The sequence below is a fragment of the Paenibacillus sp. T2-29 genome (genome assembly GCF_052921365.1).
Genome location: NZ_JBREVE010000010.1, coordinates 20,750 through 38,867, shown reverse-complemented (window position 1 = coordinate 38,867; position 18,118 = coordinate 20,750). Strand labels below are relative to the sequence as shown.

21 protein-coding genes and 2 pseudogenes are annotated in these 18,118 nt (G+C 40.5%); 17 read left to right on the top strand and 6 right to left on the bottom strand.

What is annotated here, in order from left to right; all coding sequences use genetic code 11:
• Positions 1 to 90 precede the first annotated feature (90 nt).
• From ACU1JV_RS22195 to ACU1JV_RS22175, 5 genes are read left to right on the top strand one after another with little or no spacing between them, the layout of a single operon-like run.
• A complete protein-coding gene (locus tag ACU1JV_RS22195; RefSeq protein ID WP_025675800.1) occupies positions 91 to 810 on the top strand; it encodes a hypothetical protein in 720 nt (239 codons plus the stop codon).
• A 41-nt stretch (positions 811 to 851) separates the two neighbouring features.
• Positions 852 to 1,253 carry a GntR family transcriptional regulator gene (locus ACU1JV_RS22190; protein ID WP_013369244.1) on the top strand — a complete coding sequence of 134 codons (402 nt, stop codon included), beginning with the start codon at positions 852 to 854 and terminating at the stop codon, positions 1,251 to 1,253.
• A 5-nt stretch (positions 1,254 to 1,258) separates the two neighbouring features.
• Complete coding sequence (locus ACU1JV_RS22185; protein ID WP_013369245.1) at positions 1,259 to 2,224, top strand: ABC transporter ATP-binding protein; 966 nt, start codon at positions 1,259 to 1,261, stop codon at positions 2,222 to 2,224.
• On the top strand, positions 2,221 to 3,123 hold the full coding sequence (locus tag ACU1JV_RS22180; RefSeq protein ID WP_413987472.1) for an ABC transporter ATP-binding protein: 903 nt from the start codon (positions 2,221 to 2,223) through the stop codon (positions 3,121 to 3,123). The genes ACU1JV_RS22185 and ACU1JV_RS22180 overlap by 4 nt, the downstream gene beginning before the upstream one ends.
• The gene (locus ACU1JV_RS22175; RefSeq protein WP_413987473.1) at positions 3,116 to 4,435 is read left to right on the top strand and encodes an ABC transporter permease; all 1,320 of its coding nucleotides are present in this window, start codon (positions 3,116 to 3,118) and stop codon (positions 4,433 to 4,435) included. The genes ACU1JV_RS22180 and ACU1JV_RS22175 overlap by 8 nt, the downstream gene beginning before the upstream one ends.
• 211 nt (positions 4,436 to 4,646) lie before the next feature.
• Here ACU1JV_RS22175 and ACU1JV_RS22170 read toward each other — a convergent pair.
• The 3 genes and pseudogenes from ACU1JV_RS22170 to ACU1JV_RS22160 form a co-directional block, all read right to left on the bottom strand.
• Positions 4,647 to 4,931: pseudogene (locus tag ACU1JV_RS22170) on the bottom strand (Tn3 family transposase); the annotation flags it as partial.
• Positions 4,932 to 5,070: 139 nt separating this feature from the next.
• A complete protein-coding gene (locus tag ACU1JV_RS22165; protein ID WP_446724675.1) occupies positions 5,071 to 5,922 on the bottom strand; it encodes a radical SAM protein in 852 nt (283 codons plus the stop codon).
• A gap of 120 nt (positions 5,923 to 6,042) precedes the next feature.
• On the bottom strand, positions 6,043 to 6,483 hold the full coding sequence (locus ACU1JV_RS22160) for a YybH family protein (RefSeq protein ID WP_058712425.1): 441 nt from the start codon (positions 6,481 to 6,483) through the stop codon (positions 6,043 to 6,045).
• Positions 6,484 to 6,620: 137 nt separating this feature from the next.
• On the opposite strand from ACU1JV_RS22160, the gene ACU1JV_RS22155 reads away from it, so the two are divergent.
• From ACU1JV_RS22155 to ACU1JV_RS22140, 4 genes and pseudogenes are all read left to right on the top strand, one after another.
• Positions 6,621 to 7,514 carry a helix-turn-helix domain-containing protein gene (locus tag ACU1JV_RS22155; protein WP_040102208.1) on the top strand — a complete coding sequence of 298 codons (894 nt, stop codon included), beginning with the start codon at positions 6,621 to 6,623 and terminating at the stop codon, positions 7,512 to 7,514.
• A gap of 123 nt (positions 7,515 to 7,637) precedes the next feature.
• Positions 7,638 to 8,966: pseudogene (locus ACU1JV_RS22150) on the top strand (replication-associated recombination protein A).
• Positions 8,967 to 9,013: 47 nt separating this feature from the next.
• Complete coding sequence (locus tag ACU1JV_RS22145; RefSeq protein WP_413987474.1) at positions 9,014 to 9,361, top strand: MmcQ/YjbR family DNA-binding protein; 348 nt, start codon at positions 9,014 to 9,016, stop codon at positions 9,359 to 9,361.
• Positions 9,362 to 9,435: 74 nt separating this feature from the next.
• Complete coding sequence (locus tag ACU1JV_RS22140) at positions 9,436 to 9,861, top strand: MaoC family dehydratase (protein ID WP_129548662.1); 426 nt, start codon at positions 9,436 to 9,438, stop codon at positions 9,859 to 9,861.
• A gap of 92 nt (positions 9,862 to 9,953) precedes the next feature.
• Here the strand turns inward: ACU1JV_RS22140 and ACU1JV_RS22135 are convergent, their stop codons facing one another.
• Positions 9,954 to 10,082, bottom strand: a complete 129-nt coding sequence (locus ACU1JV_RS22135) for a hypothetical protein (protein WP_434954151.1) — start codon at positions 10,080 to 10,082, stop codon at positions 9,954 to 9,956.
• 166 nt (positions 10,083 to 10,248) lie between these two features.
• Complete coding sequence (locus tag ACU1JV_RS22130; RefSeq protein WP_165084255.1) at positions 10,249 to 10,416, bottom strand: hypothetical protein; 168 nt, start codon at positions 10,414 to 10,416, stop codon at positions 10,249 to 10,251.
• 523 nt (positions 10,417 to 10,939) lie between these two features.
• Between ACU1JV_RS22130 and ACU1JV_RS22125 the strand changes: the two genes are divergently transcribed.
• The gene (locus tag ACU1JV_RS22125) at positions 10,940 to 11,539 is read left to right on the top strand and encodes a hypothetical protein (RefSeq protein WP_058830556.1); all 600 of its coding nucleotides are present in this window, start codon (positions 10,940 to 10,942) and stop codon (positions 11,537 to 11,539) included.
• A gap of 167 nt (positions 11,540 to 11,706) precedes the next feature.
• On the opposite strand, the gene ACU1JV_RS22120 is transcribed toward ACU1JV_RS22125, so the two are convergent.
• Positions 11,707 to 12,309, bottom strand: coding sequence for a lysozyme (locus ACU1JV_RS22120; RefSeq protein WP_058830555.1), 603 nt, complete (start codon positions 12,307 to 12,309; stop codon positions 11,707 to 11,709).
• A 297-nt stretch (positions 12,310 to 12,606) separates the two neighbouring features.
• Between ACU1JV_RS22120 and ACU1JV_RS22115 the strand changes: the two genes are divergently transcribed.
• The 7 genes from ACU1JV_RS22115 (at position 12,607) to ACU1JV_RS22085 (ending at position 17,905) form a co-directional block, all read left to right on the top strand.
• On the top strand, positions 12,607 to 13,026 hold the full coding sequence (locus tag ACU1JV_RS22115) for a VOC family protein (RefSeq protein WP_058830554.1): 420 nt from the start codon (positions 12,607 to 12,609) through the stop codon (positions 13,024 to 13,026).
• A gap of 220 nt (positions 13,027 to 13,246) precedes the next feature.
• Complete coding sequence (locus ACU1JV_RS22110; protein WP_058830553.1) at positions 13,247 to 13,945, top strand: response regulator transcription factor; 699 nt, start codon at positions 13,247 to 13,249, stop codon at positions 13,943 to 13,945.
• A gap of 2 nt (positions 13,946 to 13,947) precedes the next feature.
• The gene (locus ACU1JV_RS22105; RefSeq protein WP_446724673.1) at positions 13,948 to 15,408 is read left to right on the top strand and encodes an ATP-binding protein; all 1,461 of its coding nucleotides are present in this window, start codon (positions 13,948 to 13,950) and stop codon (positions 15,406 to 15,408) included.
• 3 nt (positions 15,409 to 15,411) lie between these two features.
• A complete protein-coding gene (locus tag ACU1JV_RS22100) occupies positions 15,412 to 16,047 on the top strand; it encodes a hypothetical protein (RefSeq protein ID WP_413987475.1) in 636 nt (211 codons plus the stop codon).
• Positions 16,048 to 16,513: 466 nt separating this feature from the next.
• Entirely contained in the window at positions 16,514 to 17,035 is a 522-nt protein-coding gene (locus tag ACU1JV_RS22095; RefSeq protein WP_434954046.1) for a GH-E family nuclease, read from the top strand.
• A gap of 19 nt (positions 17,036 to 17,054) precedes the next feature.
• A complete protein-coding gene (locus ACU1JV_RS22090) occupies positions 17,055 to 17,471 on the top strand; it encodes a hypothetical protein (RefSeq protein WP_322161578.1) in 417 nt (138 codons plus the stop codon).
• Positions 17,472 to 17,482: 11 nt separating this feature from the next.
• Positions 17,483 to 17,905 carry a hypothetical protein gene (locus ACU1JV_RS22085; RefSeq protein WP_337684117.1) on the top strand — a complete coding sequence of 141 codons (423 nt, stop codon included), beginning with the start codon at positions 17,483 to 17,485 and terminating at the stop codon, positions 17,903 to 17,905.
• The last annotated feature ends 213 nt before the right edge of the window (positions 17,906 to 18,118 follow it).

Genomic DNA, 18,118 nt, shown 5'->3' with positions numbered 1-18,118 from the left:
ATAACACTGAATACTGTCGTAACACCTTCGAAATGAAGAGCGAACGAGGTCGTTATTCACAGGCAGTGCAGAAGGGATCAGGATAAGAAAATGACGATCATGAAGCAAGCATGGATGATTACCCGTCAGGATTTTCGCAAGAATCCATATGCAGCACTATGGACGTTGCTGTTTATTGCGTATTTGGGATTTACCATGAGTTTTGCGGTAAGTGTGCAATGGGGTGAGCATGCAGCCTTGAGTCCAGTAGCTGATTTCATCATGCTGACGTTGATTCCGTTTTTGGGGTTCATTTATAACCGTCGAGCGTTCAAATATTTGCAGGAAGATTCTTATACGCACATGCTAGCCTTTTTCCGCACCTTGCCTATACCGATGAAAGCGGTAATTATGAGTCGAATTCAACAGGCGGTGTTGGCGTTTGTTGCGAATAGTGTGATATTTTTTGCTCTTTTGTTTACGTTGTCAGGTACGCTTCGGGTATATGCCAGCACAGGTTTCTTTGTATCGTTTGCTCTGACCTGGATAGGCTACGGAATGCTCATTCAAGCCATTTATATTCACTTGGAATTTTTGAAAAGAGGAAAAGAGTACTTCTGGCTATCTATTGTGATCATGCTAATGTGCGGGATGGTTACGATTATAGCTCGAGTATGCGGGGCCAACCTGGTATCGATAACGGCTTCTTATAGTAAGGAATGGTTGCTGTTGTCCCCGGTGATGTGGGGAGCATTGTTAGCAGGAGTTCTGGCTATGTCAGTGTCCTATCGGGTGACACAGCGTAAGCTCATGAAACGGAACTTAACTTAGTAGTATGTGTACAAAAATAACTAAAAAGGGGGGGAAAGCAGGTGAATATTCCAGTGCAAATTGATGAGAATAGCGCGGAACCGCTGTATGCGCAGATTGAAAAGCAGCTTCGTTCACTCATTGTAACCGGACAAATTGCAGCGGGAACGCTGCTTCCCTCCATTCGTGAGTTTGCAGGGACGCTTCGTTGCAGTGTAATCACCGTCCGGCGGGTCTATCAGGATTTGGAGAACGAAGGCTTGCTACGTACCCGGCAGGGAACGGGCACCTTTGTCGCTCTGGTCGAGGATGATATGCGCTCAGGTTACCGCCTTAAAGCGGTGACCGAGGCATTGGAAACGGCGATTGCCACAGGCATCGCTGTACAGATGACAGAGCAGGAATTATTGGAGCTTTTTGCAGAAATGGTGAAAAGAAGGTATGAAGTCCAGGTGAAGGAGTGACAGCTGTGAACAATCATGTGGAAGTTCCTACGCAAATACAGAGGAAAGCACCAATTATTGAGATGAGCCAGGTCTATAAAACCCGGGGTAACCGGAATATTGGGCCGATTAATTTAACGGTTGAACCAGGATATGTGGTCGCTTTGGCTGGACATAACGGATCAGGGAAAAGCACATTGATTCATTTGCTGACTCAGCTTGTTCATCCGGATTCCGGTGAGATTCGTTGGTTCGGTCAAGCATACCCCGACGGCATGCCGGCAGATACACGACAATGGGTTGGGTATATACCGGAGCAGCCGGTTCGTGAGGAGGATCGATTAACGGCAGAAGCAGCAGCGGCTTTTCGAGCATTGTGGTATCCCGGCTGGGATGAAACACGTTTTCAGCGTTTAATGGACCGCTTTCAGGTTCCATCACATACGAAATTATCGCGTATGTCCAAGGGACAGCGTCGGAAATTTGAATTGGCTGCTGCCTTGGCGCCACACCCTCGTGTGTTGCTGCTGGATGAGCCTTCATCAGGTTTAGATCCTTTTGCCTGGAAAATCATGCTAGATGAACTGCGGGATTGTATGAAGAACGGCAAAACGACGATCATTATTGCTACCCATATCATGGACGAGATCAAGCGTTTGGCGGATTATATTGTCTTGATGCACGATGGCAGGCTGCTTGGCAAACTGGAAAAAGACCATCTGCTCGAAAATGGCAAGGAAATGTGGTTTGAAGGTACACCAGAGGAGGCATCAGAGCTTCCGGGAGTTGTAGAGACGGAGAGTGATGGGAATTTACAGCGAATTATAACGCTGGCAGCCGGGGAGGCCAGTGCTATATTGGAACAAGCGGGGATTCGCCCCATCCGTGTGCGGCGTCTGGAACTGGATGATATTTTAGTATATTGGTCTGCAGGACAAATATCTGCGAATGCAGAGACATTTATGGAGAAGGAAGGGGTAAAACAATCATGAGTATGCTGCAATTGGAAAAGGTCGTGAAGCAATATGGGAACCATACGGCGGTAAATGGAATATCGCTGAATGTGAACGGCGGCGAGATTTACGGACTGCTGGGAGGCAATGGAGCAGGCAAAACGACAACGATGCGCATGGTGCTCGGTCTGATTTACCCTGACGGGGGAAGCATCCAATATGAGGGCAAGCCCTACAGCAAGGAGCTTCAGCGGACAATGGGCTATTTGCCCGAAGAGCGTGGGTTGTACCCCAAGGTGAAGGTGAGCGAGCAAATTAACTATTTGGGCAGGCTGCGCGGAATGTCGGCCAAGGAGGCAGACAAAAGTCTACGCTACTGGCTGGAGCGCTTTGGAGTGCTAGAATATTATGACAAGCGGATTGAGGAGCTATCCAAGGGAAATCAGCAAAAAATGGGTTTTATTGCCGCGGTTGTGCATCGCCCGACGCTGCTCATTTTGGATGAGGCCTTTAGTGGACTAGACCCGGTGAACGTCGAATTGCTTAAGGATACGGTGAAGGAATTACGGGATGATGGGGCTGCGATTTTATTCTCAACCCACCGTATGGAGCATGTGGAGGAACTGTGCCGACATATTACGATTTTGCATCGCTCAAATACTGTGGTGCAAGGAAGTGTGCAAGAGATTAAAGGCCGCTATCCACGTGAAAAAGTTCGTCTCATCACTACGGGTGAAGTGAGCGGGCTGGAACAGCTGCCAGGCGTACGCAGCATAGAGAATATGGATCGTGGCTGGATGCTGCATATTGAGCAGCCGGATGCGGCGAAGTTAATTTTGCAAACAGCATTGGGGCAAACGGATGTGGAGCATTTTGAGATCAAGGAACCTACGCTCAACGAAATTTTCATAAGAGAGGTGGGGGATTCCCATGAATAGACTAGGTACGGTGATCGGTTTTACGTTTCGTCAGAAGGCGAGGACCAAATCTTTTATCATTACGACACTGGTACTGGCCTTGCTTATTACGGTTGGCATGAATCTGCCATATTTGATTTCTTTGTTTAAAGGAGAAGGGGCCGGAGGTTCCGGTACAACGGCAGCTGAGCATCAACGCTTGGGGCTGATTGCCGGGAGCCAGACAGAAGTGGCGAATCAGCTGGAGCAGTTTACCAAGGAGCAGTCCAACCCGGCAGCCATCTGGGTACGTTATGACAGCGTACAAGCGCCAGCAATGCAGCAAGCCTTGAAAAATGGGAAGCTGCAAGGTTACGTGCGGTTTACGGAGCCTGCCGCCAAGGAAGACACATTTCCCAAAGTGGAGTACGTCTCTGTAGAAAAAGAGCCATCTCCGGCTGTAATCACATTGGTGCAAACGGGACTTCAGGAAGCAAAGGTCAAGGCTATTATGGGCAATAAATCGTTGACCAGCGATCAAATTCGTGAAATCAGTACACCTGTAATGGTGGATAGCAGAGAAGTAGACAGTCCATCTGAACCAGGGGGAGCTGTAGGGACAGAGGAAAAAGAAACCTCAATGATTAACTATGGTTTGGTCTATGTATTGATGATATTATTCTTCACCTCTTCCATGATGACAGGGAATATGATTGCTGCAGAAGTAACATCGGAAAAAAGCTCACGGATCATGGAGATTCTCATCACAAGTGTTTCGCCGTTGACCCAAATGTTTGGGAAAATTATCGGCATCTTCCTGGTTGGTCTGCTGCAAATTGCTGTTTTTGCAGCCGTTGTGTGTGCCAATCTTATGCTGCCACATAATAATGTGATCCTTAGCTCTGCCGGGCTGGATCTGTCGCAACTGAATATCGCGGTGCTAGGATATGGTCTCATATTTTACATTCTTGGCTACTTTCTATATGCAGTACTGTTCGCTGCGGTGGGCTCCATTGTTAGCCGTACCGAGGAGTTGGGACAGGCCATTATGCCAATTACCGTGCTGTCACTGGCAGCCTTTTATATCGGTATCTTCAATATCGCCGCACCTGATACGATTTTCGTTAAGGTGGCTGGGTACATTCCGTTCTTTTCTCCTACCGTTATGCTGTTGCGGATTGGTCTGGAGCGGGCGAGCTTGCTGGAAATCTGGCTGTCACTTGCCATTCTGGTCGCTTCCATTTTGTTGTTCGGTTGGTTGGCCGCCAAGATCTATCGTACGGGTGTCTTAATGTACGGGAAACGACCTTCATTCAAAGAGCTAAGAAAAGCAATGAAGGCTTATAAGATTTAAAAAATTAAGAAAACGTGTCCGAGTATAAGAAGGTTGTGTACAGACAATAAAGTTGTATACTAATTATTAATGACGGATAACAAGAATATCTCTTCTTAATAAGAATTTAATAAAAAGCCCGATGAGCACGTATCATCGGGCTTTTTATTAAATTCAGAGGGTGACTGCTTAGGTTTCAATCAGAGCGAATATAAATTGCATAACAAGTCAAAATCTTTTGAATCTTTTCCTGTTGGGGAAATCCGAGCAAATGCGTTAAACCAAAGACTTGATCGGTGTAACCGGCTGTATCCGTATAATGCATCTCGATGGCCAAGTCCGTTTCATGGTGGAGCAAACCGTCGATGACGTGTACGGCATCCCAAGTGTTCGTATTGATGACTTTCGTGTAGAAAGAGGAGAATTGGTCGCTCACGAACCGATAAATCGTAGCTCCTTTTCCCGTCCCGTAATGGGGATTCGCATCTACGTGAAGCGTCGAAACTCCAATCTGGACGGTAATTCTATAATTTAAATTATTTTACATACAAAAAAAGAGTAGCCTGTTTAGTTGCTCTTTGTGTATGTAAAACATATTGAGTTTTCATCAATTGAATCTCCTAATAGAGAATATGACTGTCCCATTTTTTTGTAGATTAATCAATTGTACATATTTTCCCCTTTAGAGGATACTCTCTACTAGAAGATAAGAATATAATCTTTTCGTCAAAATATTTATTAAAATAGTTGTTCGTTTTTAAATGAATATCAGGCTGATACCATTTAGAAAACCCATTTCGCTGAAACAACAAAGGCATACCCAATTGCTCGGATCGATTCCCCTTTAAACCATCTCCAATGTTCAGCGAATCAATATATATTCGATCAACAATCCCCTGTAATCTTTTGGGGAAATCTGGCGTGAAAGGCAAAAGAGGAGAAATGGATGCCTGTGTAGCAATTCCTGCTGCATGGACATTTCTAAGAGCCTTTAAGCGCAGGTTGATCCCTGGAGCTAAAGGTGCAAAAAGTCGCTTTACATCTTCTCGGTCTGTTTCAATAGTCATAGAAACTAATAACCCACAACGTTGTTGTAATTCTAAAAGTATATCGAGGTCTCTAACCACCAGAGGACTTCTTGTTTGGATTTGAAGGAAATCTGGTGGAGATTCAATCATCTCCGTTAATATTTTTCTTGTGATCTCAACCTTACGCTCGATGGGTTGGTATGGATCTGTAGCAGTAGACATGAATATATTGATAGGTTTATTTCTTCGGCGAAGACTATTAATTTCTTTACTATAGTTTTCAACAGCGTTAAGTTTAATATCAATCCATTCTCCCCAAGGAATATCTTTATATTTTTGAATGGGCATTTCTCTAACATAGCAATAACTACATCCAAAAGCACAACCACTGTAAGGATTCAAAGAGTGAGTAAATCCAACGGTAGATGCTCCTTTGGTTTCGCTCAAAATTTTTTTTGCCATCGTATTATCAATCTGCATGTTAGATACCCCTTCATTTTAAATATTTACATAAATGAAATTCCGAATGAACAGAAACTCCCTCCATCAGTTCAACTGATAAAGGGAGTTTTAATTAATTATAGTAAAAGGTGTGTTTATTTAGAACGTATCAAGACCCGATATAATCCCAGGATGGCGGACAAAAGACCAATGGGAATGTACTGTGCGCCATTCGCCATTAATTAAACGAAAAACTTCAGTAGTATTCCAACTTTTTTGAAGTTTTTCTTGTCCATCTTCTCCTGCTACGTAATTGTATAAATTATAACTCAACACAGCCAAATCACCAGCTTGAGTGACAGCGACATCGGGATTGAGATATTCACTCCGAATAATATTAGGATTTTTATAGCGTGACAAAATATGTTCTCTCACCGCTGAATTACCTACAATAAGTTTTTCAGTCACAGGATCGAAGTATGAAATATCATCACTGTAACTATCCAGGTACCCATAGCAGTCTCCTTGATTCCACCGTTCATTATTAGCGCGTTCTATATTCAATACAGTTTCAGCTACTTCTTTGATATTTACACTCATTTTTTTTACTCCTTTTTTTAGATGTTGGAAATGATATGATCATTTTAGGTCATTCAACACAAACGATAAAGGCAAAACCGGGAAAATAAATGATACTTTTCGGACATTCTGCATTTTTAGTATAGGAGGTTTATGTAGTGGTTCGCATATCAAAACAGAAAATAAATATAGAACGTCTTAAATATCAACCTGTACTACCTTATCCATACGATGTGGAAATTTTTCGAGTCTCTGATCTTAAACAACGGACACCCAAAGAAAGGATGAGTGTAACTTATAGATATGAATTCTATATGCTCATATGTGTTACTCAAGGTGAGTGTATACAATGGGTCGATTTTGAGCCGATTTCCTGTAGCACAGGAACCTTTCTTGCCATATCCCCAGGTCAAGTTCATAATTTCGGACATGATGAGAATTGGGATGGTTGGATTATTTTGTTTCGTTCGGAGTTTCTTATACCTAACACATCAACATTAAATGAGCTTAAACTAGCTTTTGATTTTGGAAGGCTACCAAGCATTCTAAATTTAAATCATAATGAGTTGCGTCGTAGCATCGCTTCTATCGAACGAATGATCGAAGACTTGTTGATTGAAGGGACAGAAGAAGATATTCATATGTTGTTGCGTTACCAACTCTACGCATTTGTAACTTGGCTCAGTATTCTTCATAAATGCAAACGGATGAATGAAACAATAGATTCTCAAACATCGCTGCGTTTTATAAGCTTCCAGAAACTCGTTGAAAAATACTTCGCTAAGTTGAGCCATGTCAGTGAATACGCTACTCGTCTAAACTGCACGGAAAAAACTCTAACTCGAGCAACTATGGCAGCAGTTGGAATAAGTGCAAAGGCTTTCATTTCGGCCCGGATTAATCTTGAAGCAAAACGTCTGTTAATGCATACGGACTATTCTATTAGTGACATTGCGGAAAAACTTAACTTCAAGGAAGCAACCCACTTTAGTAAATTTTTCAAACGTGAAACAGGTTGTACGCCTGCAGAATTTCGACAGCAGCATCTTTGAAATTATTAACTTACTCGAGTGTCTACTACTATATTTCATAATTGAATAAAACACTAATTGTAGTTATATATTAATGTTATCTTATGAACTCTTTTAAAATGCGTTGTTTAAGGAAGTGATTTTATGATCCAAGGATCTTTATTTGATGACGAGTATGATCAGGGGCGGCCTTTAGCAAATCGGGTACGTCCACAAAATTTAGAAGAATTTGTAGGTCAAAAACATTTGCTTGAACCCGGAAAAGTATTACGTGAAATGATTGAGAATGATCAAGTTTCATCTATGATTTTTTGGGGGCCACCAGGAGTGGGAAAGACAACGTTAGCTAAAATAATCGCCAATCAAACCCAATCTAAATTTATTGATTTTAGCGCTGTGACTAGCGGTATCAAAGATATTCGTAGTGTCATGAAAGAAGCTGAAGGAAACAGGCAATTAGGTGAGAAAACACTTTTATTTATTGATGAAATTCATCGTTTTAACAAAGCACAGCAGGATGCCTTTCTGCCTTATGTGGAAAAAGGAAGCATTATATTGATTGGAGCAACAACCGAAAATCCATCGTTTGAAGTGAATTCAGCCTTGCTTTTTCGTAGTAAAGTGTTTGTGCTTCATCCGCTCAATCATGCAGATATTTTAGAGCTATTACAGAAAGCATTAGCGAACCCAAAAGGGTTTAATAATCAATCAATCGAGATCGAAGAAGGCGTTCTATCAGCGATTGCTGAATATTGCGATGGAGATGCCAGAATAGCTTTAAACACACTAGAAATGGCTGTATTACACAGGAAAAAATCAGATGGAGCCATTGTAGTGAATAAAAATGATTTAGTACAAATGTTAAATCGCAAGTCATTATTATATGACAAAAATGGTGAGGAACATTATAACATCATATCTGCTTTGCATAAGGCGATGAGAAATAGTGATGTTAATGCTGCAATTTACTGGTTATCGCGCATGTTGGAGTCCGGAGAAGATCCATTATTTATTGCCCGAAGATTGGTCAGATTTGCAAGTGAAGACATTGGTTTAGCAGATAACCGAGCTTTGGAGATAGCAGTAGCTGTCTTCCAGGCTTGTCAGTTTATTGGTATGCCATAGTGCGATGTACATCTAACCCAAGCTGTCATTTATCTCACCTTGGCCCCGAAGTCCAACGCAGCTTATTTAGCCTATAGAGCTGCCAAAAAAGACGCCCTGCATTCCGTAAATGAACCTGTTCCCTTGCATTTACGAAATGCTCCGACTAAGTTGATGAAAGAACTGAATTACGGGAAAGGTTATAAATATGCCCATGATACACAAGAAAAATTAACAATGATGCAGACCATGCCAGATTCTCTCATCGGACGGGAATATTACCACCCCACTATACAAGGATCTGAAATGAAATTTAAACAACGGATGGAAGAGATTTCAGCATGGTATGCAAGCCACAAAGAAACCTAATTGCGTTTAATGCATAGAAGATCCAATAGAAATCGAGGTAATTCGTCATGACAATAAAAGAAATTATTGAGCATTGCTTATCATATCCAAGTTCATATGAAGATCACCCTTTTGGAGACGGATGGACTGCGATGAGACATCAAGGGAACAAAAAAATTTTCGCCTTGATATACAATCATGATGAGCATCTTTGCGTCAACCTAAAATGCAACCCTGATCATGCTGATTTTTTGCGAAAAGCGTTTGAAGAGGTAAAGCCCGGTTATCACATGAACAAGGAACATTGGAATACAGTAATATTAGATGGTAATCTACCAGAAGATGAAGTTCACGATATGGTGCATCATAGCTTCGAATTGACCAAGCCAAAAAGCTCCAAAAAACATACTAGCTAGAGAGTAAACTCCTTGTTGACAATTAAATTTTGCGGAAGTCATTATGGAAAAGTATCCGTTTCGAGAGGTGTAATATGAAGTTTAATGAATTCTTTGTAGGGCAGCGGTTCGAGACTGATTCTATAAAAGTAACCAAAGAAAAAATTATGGAATTCGCATCTGAATTTGACCCTCAGTACATGCATTTGGATGAGAAGAAAACTCAGGAAGGCATATTTGGAGGAATTATTGCTTCAGGAATCCAAACATTAGCTCTAACATTTAAACTATGGGTAGAGTGTGGTTTATACGGTGAGGATGTAGTGGCTGGTACTGCTATGGATAATATCCGATTTATGAAACCTGTATACCCTGATGATGAGTTACATGTAGTTGTTGAAGTCATTAATCTAGAAGATAACCGAAAGAATACAGGAATTGTAACTGTGAATTTATCCACTTTTAATCATACGACTCAAAAAATTTTTGAAGGGGATCTTTCTGTAATAATAAAAAAATAACGTATCGTTAAATAAATGAAATTGACGGGATATCCCTAATTTACGTATTGGGGTAATACCAGCGTCGCTGTCACCAAGTGCAAGCGTATGGGTTAGATTGGAAATTTTTTGATAACCTCGTTGTACTCGTTTTGTGTTTCGGTAATGGCGAGCTTTGAATACATTTCTAATGACTTGCGGCTTTCATGGCCGGAGTACGGTTGTATGAGTGCGTCGTCAATTCTCTTCTTTTTCAGCCAGGTTAGTAGGAAGTGGCGTAGTTTATGTGGCGTAAGGTTTTATGTAAGACCTGCTTCTTCCGAATACTTGGCTAAAATTTTCCAAATACCTCGATCCGTATATTTCTTCTTCCACGATGACTCAATAGATACATTGCCTGTTTTTTCTTCATCGCGTCAACATACATGGCCAGTACTTCTTTAAATGACTGCGGGAAAATGGAACAATGCGATCCTTGCAGTCCTTTCCGTTATTAATGCGAATTTGGCAGCAATGAAAATCAATGTCCGTCAGCCGAATATTGATGAGTTCGCTTACCCCGATTGCGGTATACATGAGCGTCTTAACAATCAGTGTCCGAAGGTATAACGACAGGATGATTTCCTGAAATTTTCCAACAAAAAAATGACTTGGGTAGGTTCAATTTGGGCGTATTGTTGTTTGTGATTTAGATAACATAAAGTTAACCTTATTCATAAATAATGTTAATTTTATGTCATTCATCGCTTCAATTGCTCTGATATAATTTCTGCTAGGTAGATGAGTTTTGCTTTCAGGATGTGGGTCAGATAAGCCTACAATGGTTACGCGAGGTGCGAGCGAGCCTCCCAGTAAACAAGTAACAACTCAACCGGAACAAAATACTGAGGCAAAACTGATAAAGGCATCGGAAAATAAAGAAAAAGTATCACCCCATTTGTTATACAGCAGTGAAGGATTACTCGCTGTATGGAAGTAGCTTTTAGCACATGGTGATATAAAAACGATGGAATAGGAGATTTTAATCCATACGGGGATTAATTCAGTTAGCAAGCGAGTAAACATGCGAAAACATAACTTTATAGTAGGAGTGTGAGATATGAAAAAAACATTATTGGCTTGTATTATGATAATGTTGATGCTAGCATCAGCTTGTGGAAATGTTGACACGACATCAAATCCAAATACTTCTAGTGAGCCTAAACCTGAAACGGAAGAGTCTATTATTCCAAAAAACACATCCGAATATTGTACTGTAGAACGTATAAGTCTGGATAGTGAAACTGAAAAATATTTCTATGGAACTTGGAAAGTTGAGAAGCTTTTAGGATTTGCAAATTCATATAATGATGCTTCTGAATATCCAACAGGGCAAAAATTTATTGGAGACGAAATTATAATCAAAAAAGACTTTTTTTCATCAAAAGGACTTAAAAACTATAGTAATTATCAATATGAATTAAAAAATCCATTATATGAGATTACAGCGACATGCCATAACTCTGACTCTTTTTATAGATTATATAAAATAGATATCCCAGACTTAAATATAAATGATGTAGTAAAAGCAATAGATATAAGTGACCCTTCTACAAAACTTAGCATACCTGTAAGTGTAAGTTTTTTTGTTGTTAATAACGATAGGCTTATCTTGTTATCAGAGGCAACTATTTTTGAACTTAAAAAAATTACTGATTAAATGAATTAAGGTTATGTAATAAGTTCTGTGCTAATAAAATAGAAAATATCCAGGAAGGTAAGTATATCCTATAAGCGATTCTGAAAATGCCTGTGAATATAATTTTTTAAACAAGAAAGGTCAGCCTTTAGGCTGACCTTTCTTGTTTATGTCGTATAACGATTAAACTATAGTGTATATACTGGATATTTGTGAGTATACTTCCTTTCTTTACAAAATAAAGTTGCTTCTTCATTTCTTCTTTTTTGTAAATTTCTATCATATGAAAATGCTTTGCTGACTAATTTTGAACAAGTATCAATTTGACTTTGTGAAAGTGGACCAACAAAAGTTGGATATATATGCGCATTGGCAAGCATAGCTTTTACATCATTGGTTTTTAGCACCCCAGGACCTGCATTAAAAGTGAGCGAAACAAGTGCATCAAACTGAGATTGTGAAAATTTATGACCGCTAGGAAGTACCAAGTTATTTACTGCCGCTACAGCACTTGCAGTATCATTAGAAAAAAAAGTATTTGCTTTAGACTGAGAAATTGGTGAAGTATAACCTAAATTTAAAGATTTTGATAGAGCATCAGCTTGTACTTGAGAGAGAAGAGAATCATTTGGATTACCTGTTGTATTCTTAGTATATACTTTAGACTTTGTTATCAAATGTCCCCATCCAACTGTTGGATACCCATAAGGATCTCCATAAAATTTCAAGGAAAATCCCTCATGTTTTTTGATAAGGTTTGCTCCATCTGTGCCTAAAGAAAAATTTGCCATAATAATCACTCCTGAAATTAATATTAGTAGAAGAACAATAAGGAGGAATCATAGACAGAGCACCATTCCCAAGTTTTCTGCAATGCCGTATTGCCTTCACATATATAAAGAGAAATGAGTCTCTTTTTTACAACCACTCTCTAAATTTTATTTCAATTCACTAATATCAAAAGTTTGTATAACCTCAATCATTTTGACATAGAGTTCCTGTTAATCTATAGGAGGAATGAAAATGAAATTTAACAAGTTGTTCTGTGGATAAATGAATTCGAAGATACGAAGGTATTTTACTCCAAATTGAATTATTTAATTGCGGATGATAAGGATGATAATGAATTTACGGTTTATATGGGCTACACGCAAGTGGTCTTCAAAAAGGCGGATGATCGATTCTTAGTGCAGTATGGTAAGCCTTATTATCATATAGCCATCAACATTCCAGAGAATAAATTTACAGAAGCGAAAAAAAGGGTATCTTCTCAAATCAGTCTTATTGAAGAGGATCACGAAGATGAAGTGTTTTTCGATTTCTGGAATTCTCATTCATACTATTTTGAGGACCTGTCAGGAAATATCGTAGAATTCATTGCTAGGCATAATATGAAAAACCAAAAGGATTATCCATTTTCAATGAAGGATTTGATCGGGGTGAGTGAGATCGGTATCGTTTCGAAAAACGTTCCAAATGCAGTGAAAAAGTTAAATGAACTGGGATGAACTTCCTATAAGCAACTTTAGTTTGTTTATCGACTATGGTTGCTTAAGTTTTTATCGAAAAACGCTCATGGTACGGCTTCTTATAACAGAAAAGGTGGGGCTATATGCTGATAGCGGGTATGAGGATTTACAATATACATTTGATTGTTTTTCCCTGATTGATTAATATAATGGGCGATGTCCTAAACCTGTCGTATTAAAAATAGAGATGAGGATTACGATGAATAAAGCAAAGATTCTTATTATTGAAGATGATGCCCCGATTGCCGACTTGCTATCGTACGGACTTTCTATGGAGGGGTTCCAGACATGCACAGCGGCCAGCGGAGCAGCGGGAATGCATGAACTGCAGTCGTTTCAGCCCGATTTGCTGCTGCTGGACTGGATGCTGCCTGACCAGAGCGGCCTAGACATTTGCAAAAAGGTGACTACGAATTATAACATACCGATCTGCATGATTACCGCTAAATCGGATATTACCGATAAAATTCTCGGTCTTGAATTCGGAGCCGATGATTATATTACCAAGCCTTTTGATCTGCGTGAAGTTGTTGCACGCATTCGAACCATTTTACGCAGAGTGGAGCAGGCGAGCAGCCCCGACAGGGAGGAAACAACGAAAGCCGTCATTCGGTTTAAAAACATTGAGGTGATCGAAGAAGAACGACTTGTCCAAAAAGAAGGTCGTCCCGTTGAGCTGACCCCCAAGGAATTTGACCTGCTTATGATGCTGGTTAAACATCCGGGCAAAACTTTTTCACGTTCCGAACTGCTTGATTTGGTATGGGGTTATCATTTTGCTGGAGATACACGTACAGTTGATACGCATATCCAGAGACTCCGCAAAAAGCTGGATGACACCGAATGCATTGCTACCGTCTTCGGAATCGGGTACAAATTTAAAAAAATGGGTGAATAAGCATGATACGCAAAATCAGCATCAAATTTCTGATCGGTTTTTTTCTGATTTTTTCGCTTTCTTTTATCGTGCTTAATCAGACCGTCAAGGAATTTATCCGAACAAGCAATCAGAACCTGGTTACCTCGGAACTGGTCGGACTGAAAAATAACAGCAATGTTTATGTGCGCCAAGCGTTCCTGATTAACCATTTCAGCAGCAATGAGCTGTATTTTGGAGGAATTGCCAAGGAGATAGCAACTGATCTGAACCATACCACGAACAGCAGTATTGGCGTGTATACGGTGGAAGGCAAATTGCTGTATGCCCCGGACAACTCCCCGTTTCAGCAGCAAATGCAAAGCGATCTGCAGCAGGCGATTGGTGGCAATACAGCGTACAGCATTACTTATGATCGTAATAAGACGACAGTCCTCTTCTCCTACCCGGTTGTTATAGACGGTTCAAAGGTGGGCATACTGCGTTTTTACAAGGATTTCAGCTCACTCTACGAACAAACCGGACAGATTCGGGAGATTACCCTCTATATGGCCCTAGCGATTTTTGCGGCAGCCTTTCTGTTTTCCTATATTCTTTCCAGGCATATTACCATCCCGCTGACCAGATTGACGCAAGCATCCACCGAGGTGAAAAACGGGAATCTGGATATCCGTCTTCATTTTAAACGCAAGGATGAAATTGGCCGATTAGCTGAGAATTATAACGATATGATTGATCAAATCAGTAGACAGATCCATATTATTGAGAAGGACCGGGACCATTTGAAGCAGCTTCACCAGCAGGAAAAGCGCTTTTTTGACAATATTACTCACGAACTGAAAACGCCATTAACCTCAATTCTGGGATATGCGGAGTTGATCAGGCTGAACGGTGAGAAAGACCGTGCTTTTTTTGACAAAGGAATGAATCATATTATCGAGGAGAGCAGGCGCCTGCATGCGATGGTGCTAAAACTGCTGGAAGTCTCACGCAAAAATATCATGCTCAAGGAGCTTGATCGGGTGGATATTGGGTTAATCCTGCAGGATGTGTGTGAATCGATGATGATCCGAGCGCAGCGCTATAAAAAGACCATTGAATATGAGATCAATGAGGAATTGTTCATGTTGACTGATGGGGACAGAATTAGACAGATGTTCATCAATTTGATAGATAATGCGATTAAATATAGTTTGCCGTTTTCGGCAGTATCTGTAAAAGCAGTACGGGCAGAAGAAAAGATCCGCCTGATCTTCAGAAATCCAAGCGATCCGATTGAGGCAGAACATCTGTCACGCCTGTTACAGCCATTTTATCTGGCTCATTCCGACAGCGCAGAAGAAGGTAGTGTAGGATTGGGGCTTAGCATTGTGAAATCCATCGTTGAAGAATTTGCGGGTTCCATCATGATTACCAACGAGCAAAATGAAACCATCGTTACGGTGGAATTTGATGCTCTGGAAACCGCACGGAACGGAGAATAAATAATGGGCAATAAATATAAACATTTTGTAATGCTTGTGGTCGTATCTCTCGTAGTATTTTTGCTGTCAGCATGCGTTTCAGAACCAAAAACAGAGACCGTTGTCATCGCCGATAGTAATGAAGTTTCCAATGCCGATCAAAGCTCTCGTCCGTTTCAGGTCCAAAAAATATATCGGCTTCCTGAGCGTTTTGCAAATAGTGGTCAACTGCTGGGCTGGTCGTCTGGAGATGCCGTCATCGCATCGTTCGGAGCCATGACCATACTGAAGCGAGGTACGTTGGAACGTTTAACTTATCCGTATGAGCAGAGCAAGGTCATATCCGGAATCGGCAAGGTAACTTCCAATACGATACTTTCTCCCGATGGGAAATATATTTGCGAAGTTTCCCCTTCTTCCTTGGAGACAACCTTAAAGCTTATTTCCTTGCAGGATGGAAAGGAAAGGGAAATAGACAGGATCAGCACCAGGAACGAGTCTTATGTACAATATGTTTCCTGGTCGGCTAACAGTTCGCACGGTATCTCCCAACTCAGGCATCACGTACCATCCGCTATGTCCTTCCGCAGTATAAGGAGAAACATAGGTAAACCAGTGGGCCTTCGCAGGGTCTTGAACGGCATCTATATTCAAATGTAATTTGATACGATCTCGCTCTACCTGAATGACTTTACCTGGTAAAGACAGACCGATAAGCTGTTCGTTAAACACTTCCTTGTGCCTCAACCCCTTGTGAGAGGTTAAGGTATACACGTGCTGCATCACACCCTTTTGCATGTGAGTGTCTACCTTGTACACGTACAAGTTTTTACCTTTAAAAGTAACGGTGCTGCCCAACTCCAAAACTTGCTCCGCCTCAACCAGGTAATCAATAAAATCATGCTCGTTTACATGTGCTGTATCATTGCCGTTAAAATAACGATAATCTGCAACTCGTTTGCTGACGGTATAATGATAATTTGTTAAATCAAGTCCTGACTGGGTCTCCTCAACACCAAAATAACACTTTGGTACATCAAACACCGAGGCAGGCGTAAGTGAAGTATGGTAACGCGAAGCGATCCGCTTTAGGAACTCCCAATCTGTTTCACGATACTGGACCGCTATGCACGGTGCTTCACCAGGAGGATCACCGCATAAGAAGGATGATCATTCTTCTGAGGGGACGGTTAATGTCCCTGAGGGTTATTATCAAGATACAAGCGGAAGATGGCACCGCCCTGACGGGGGGTATGCAAGTAACAAAGAAGTGGGTTTACCTGAACCAAGTGGCCTCACAAAACGTTTAGAGTATATGGGGGATACACCTGGAAAAAATTCTAGAACAGGTAAAGAAGTAATAGACCGAATGAAGAATGAAGTTCCACCAAAAATTCGAACAACACGTGATGGAGATATGGAATTTATGGCAAGTGACGAAAAATGGTATCCTATAGATCAAGCAGATATGGCTCATCTAACTGACGCTGTCTCATGGTGGAACAGTAAGGGGAGATATTATGGTGCAAAGTCCCCAGAAGTTAGGGAATGGATGCTTGACTCCGATAATTATGTGTTAGATCATTATAGTTTGAACCGATCCGCAGGTGCGAAGTTAAATGAAACCTATTTGCCACCAGATAAATAATCATTTGGAGGGACTGATATTGGAACTAGATGATCAGGTATATGAGCAAATTTTACAATTGTGTAAAGAGGGAAATGCTTTAACTGAAAAAGGACAAATTATTAAAGCTATCGAGAGCTATACAGCCGCTCTGGAACTAGTTCCGTTACCGAAGAACAACTGGGAAACAAGTACATGGATTTATACAGCGCTAGGCGACACTTATTTTCATAATAATAGCTATGAAATGGCAAGAAATAATTTTTATAATGCTTTAAACTGTCCAGATGGGATTTCAAATCCATTTATTTTATTGAGACTTGGAGAGAGTTTGTTCGAGTGTGGGGAGCTTGATAAAGCTAAGGACTACCTGTTAAGAACTTACATGTTAGAAGGATATAAGATTTTTTTTAGTGAAGATGATAAGTATTTTGAATTGATTAAAGATATGATTTGAGGAGGATTAATATGGCTATTTTGCAATCGCCCATCAAAGAAAAGTTTGAAAGTCTTGTGAATAAAAGTGATGAACAATTTAATAATGGTAATCATGAAGATTCTATTTTGTTGTTAGAAGAGGCTTGGAATTTAATACCCGACCCAAAGGGGATATATTGCGAAGAAAGCTATCATTTGGTGAAGGATGTTGTTGCTACTTGTTTAATTATAAATGATCTTAAGAAAGCAAAGGTGTGGGCAGATAAAATATTTTTAACTGGATTTGATCGCATAGATTCGGGTGATAAGGAATTTATTTCTGGAAAAGTTGCTTTCGAACTAGGTGATTTAGAAACAGCGAAAGAATTTTTCAGCATCGCCAATAGGAAATCAGAAGGTAGATGTTTTGGAAGTCCAAAGAATACTAAATATCTCAAATTTTTTAAAAGTTAAAGATTTAATTGCGGCAATAAGCTATGAATTAGTGTGTAAACTCATGAACAATACTATTAACAACTCCACAACACGGACTATTCGCCTGTGTTGTGGTTTCTTTATATCCGCCGCTATATGCTGTGAACAATACTAGCATACAGGCGGCGGCTTCTCAAAAAAGACCCCACCCACTGCCGAGTAAGTCATCTATTCATTCAAAAACACATATAA

Excerpts from the sequence above, each read along its gene's own strand:
- ACU1JV_RS22195 (WP_025675800.1), top strand. The coding sequence starts at position 91 with ATGACGATCATGAAGCAAGCATGGATGATTACCCGTCAGGATTTTCGC.
- ACU1JV_RS22180 (WP_413987472.1), top strand. The coding sequence starts at position 2,221 with ATGAGTATGCTGCAATTGGAAAAGGTCGTGAAGCAATATGGGAACCAT.
- ACU1JV_RS22175 (WP_413987473.1), top strand. The coding sequence starts at position 3,116 with ATGAATAGACTAGGTACGGTGATCGGTTTTACGTTTCGTCAGAAGGCG.
- ACU1JV_RS22165 (WP_446724675.1), bottom strand. The coding sequence starts at position 5,922 with ATGCAGATTGATAATACGATGGCAAAAAAAATTTTGAGCGAAACCAAA.
- ACU1JV_RS22160 (WP_058712425.1), bottom strand. The coding sequence starts at position 6,483 with ATGAGTGTAAATATCAAAGAAGTAGCTGAAACTGTATTGAATATAGAA.
- ACU1JV_RS22145 (WP_413987474.1), top strand. The coding sequence starts at position 9,014 with ATGACAATAAAAGAAATTATTGAGCATTGCTTATCATATCCAAGTTCA.
- ACU1JV_RS22140 (WP_129548662.1), top strand. The coding sequence starts at position 9,436 with ATGAAGTTTAATGAATTCTTTGTAGGGCAGCGGTTCGAGACTGATTCT.
- ACU1JV_RS22130 (WP_165084255.1), bottom strand. The coding sequence starts at position 10,416 with ATGTATACCGCAATCGGGGTAAGCGAACTCATCAATATTCGGCTGACG.
- ACU1JV_RS22125 (WP_058830556.1), top strand. The coding sequence starts at position 10,940 with ATGAAAAAAACATTATTGGCTTGTATTATGATAATGTTGATGCTAGCA.
- ACU1JV_RS22120 (WP_058830555.1), bottom strand. The coding sequence starts at position 12,309 with ATGGCAAATTTTTCTTTAGGCACAGATGGAGCAAACCTTATCAAAAAA.
- ACU1JV_RS22110 (WP_058830553.1), top strand. The coding sequence starts at position 13,247 with ATGAATAAAGCAAAGATTCTTATTATTGAAGATGATGCCCCGATTGCC.
- ACU1JV_RS22105 (WP_446724673.1), top strand. The coding sequence starts at position 13,948 with ATGATACGCAAAATCAGCATCAAATTTCTGATCGGTTTTTTTCTGATT.
- ACU1JV_RS22100 (WP_413987475.1), top strand. The coding sequence starts at position 15,412 with ATGGGCAATAAATATAAACATTTTGTAATGCTTGTGGTCGTATCTCTC.
- ACU1JV_RS22095 (WP_434954046.1), top strand. The coding sequence starts at position 16,514 with ATGCACGGTGCTTCACCAGGAGGATCACCGCATAAGAAGGATGATCAT.
- ACU1JV_RS22085 (WP_337684117.1), top strand. The coding sequence starts at position 17,483 with ATGGCTATTTTGCAATCGCCCATCAAAGAAAAGTTTGAAAGTCTTGTG.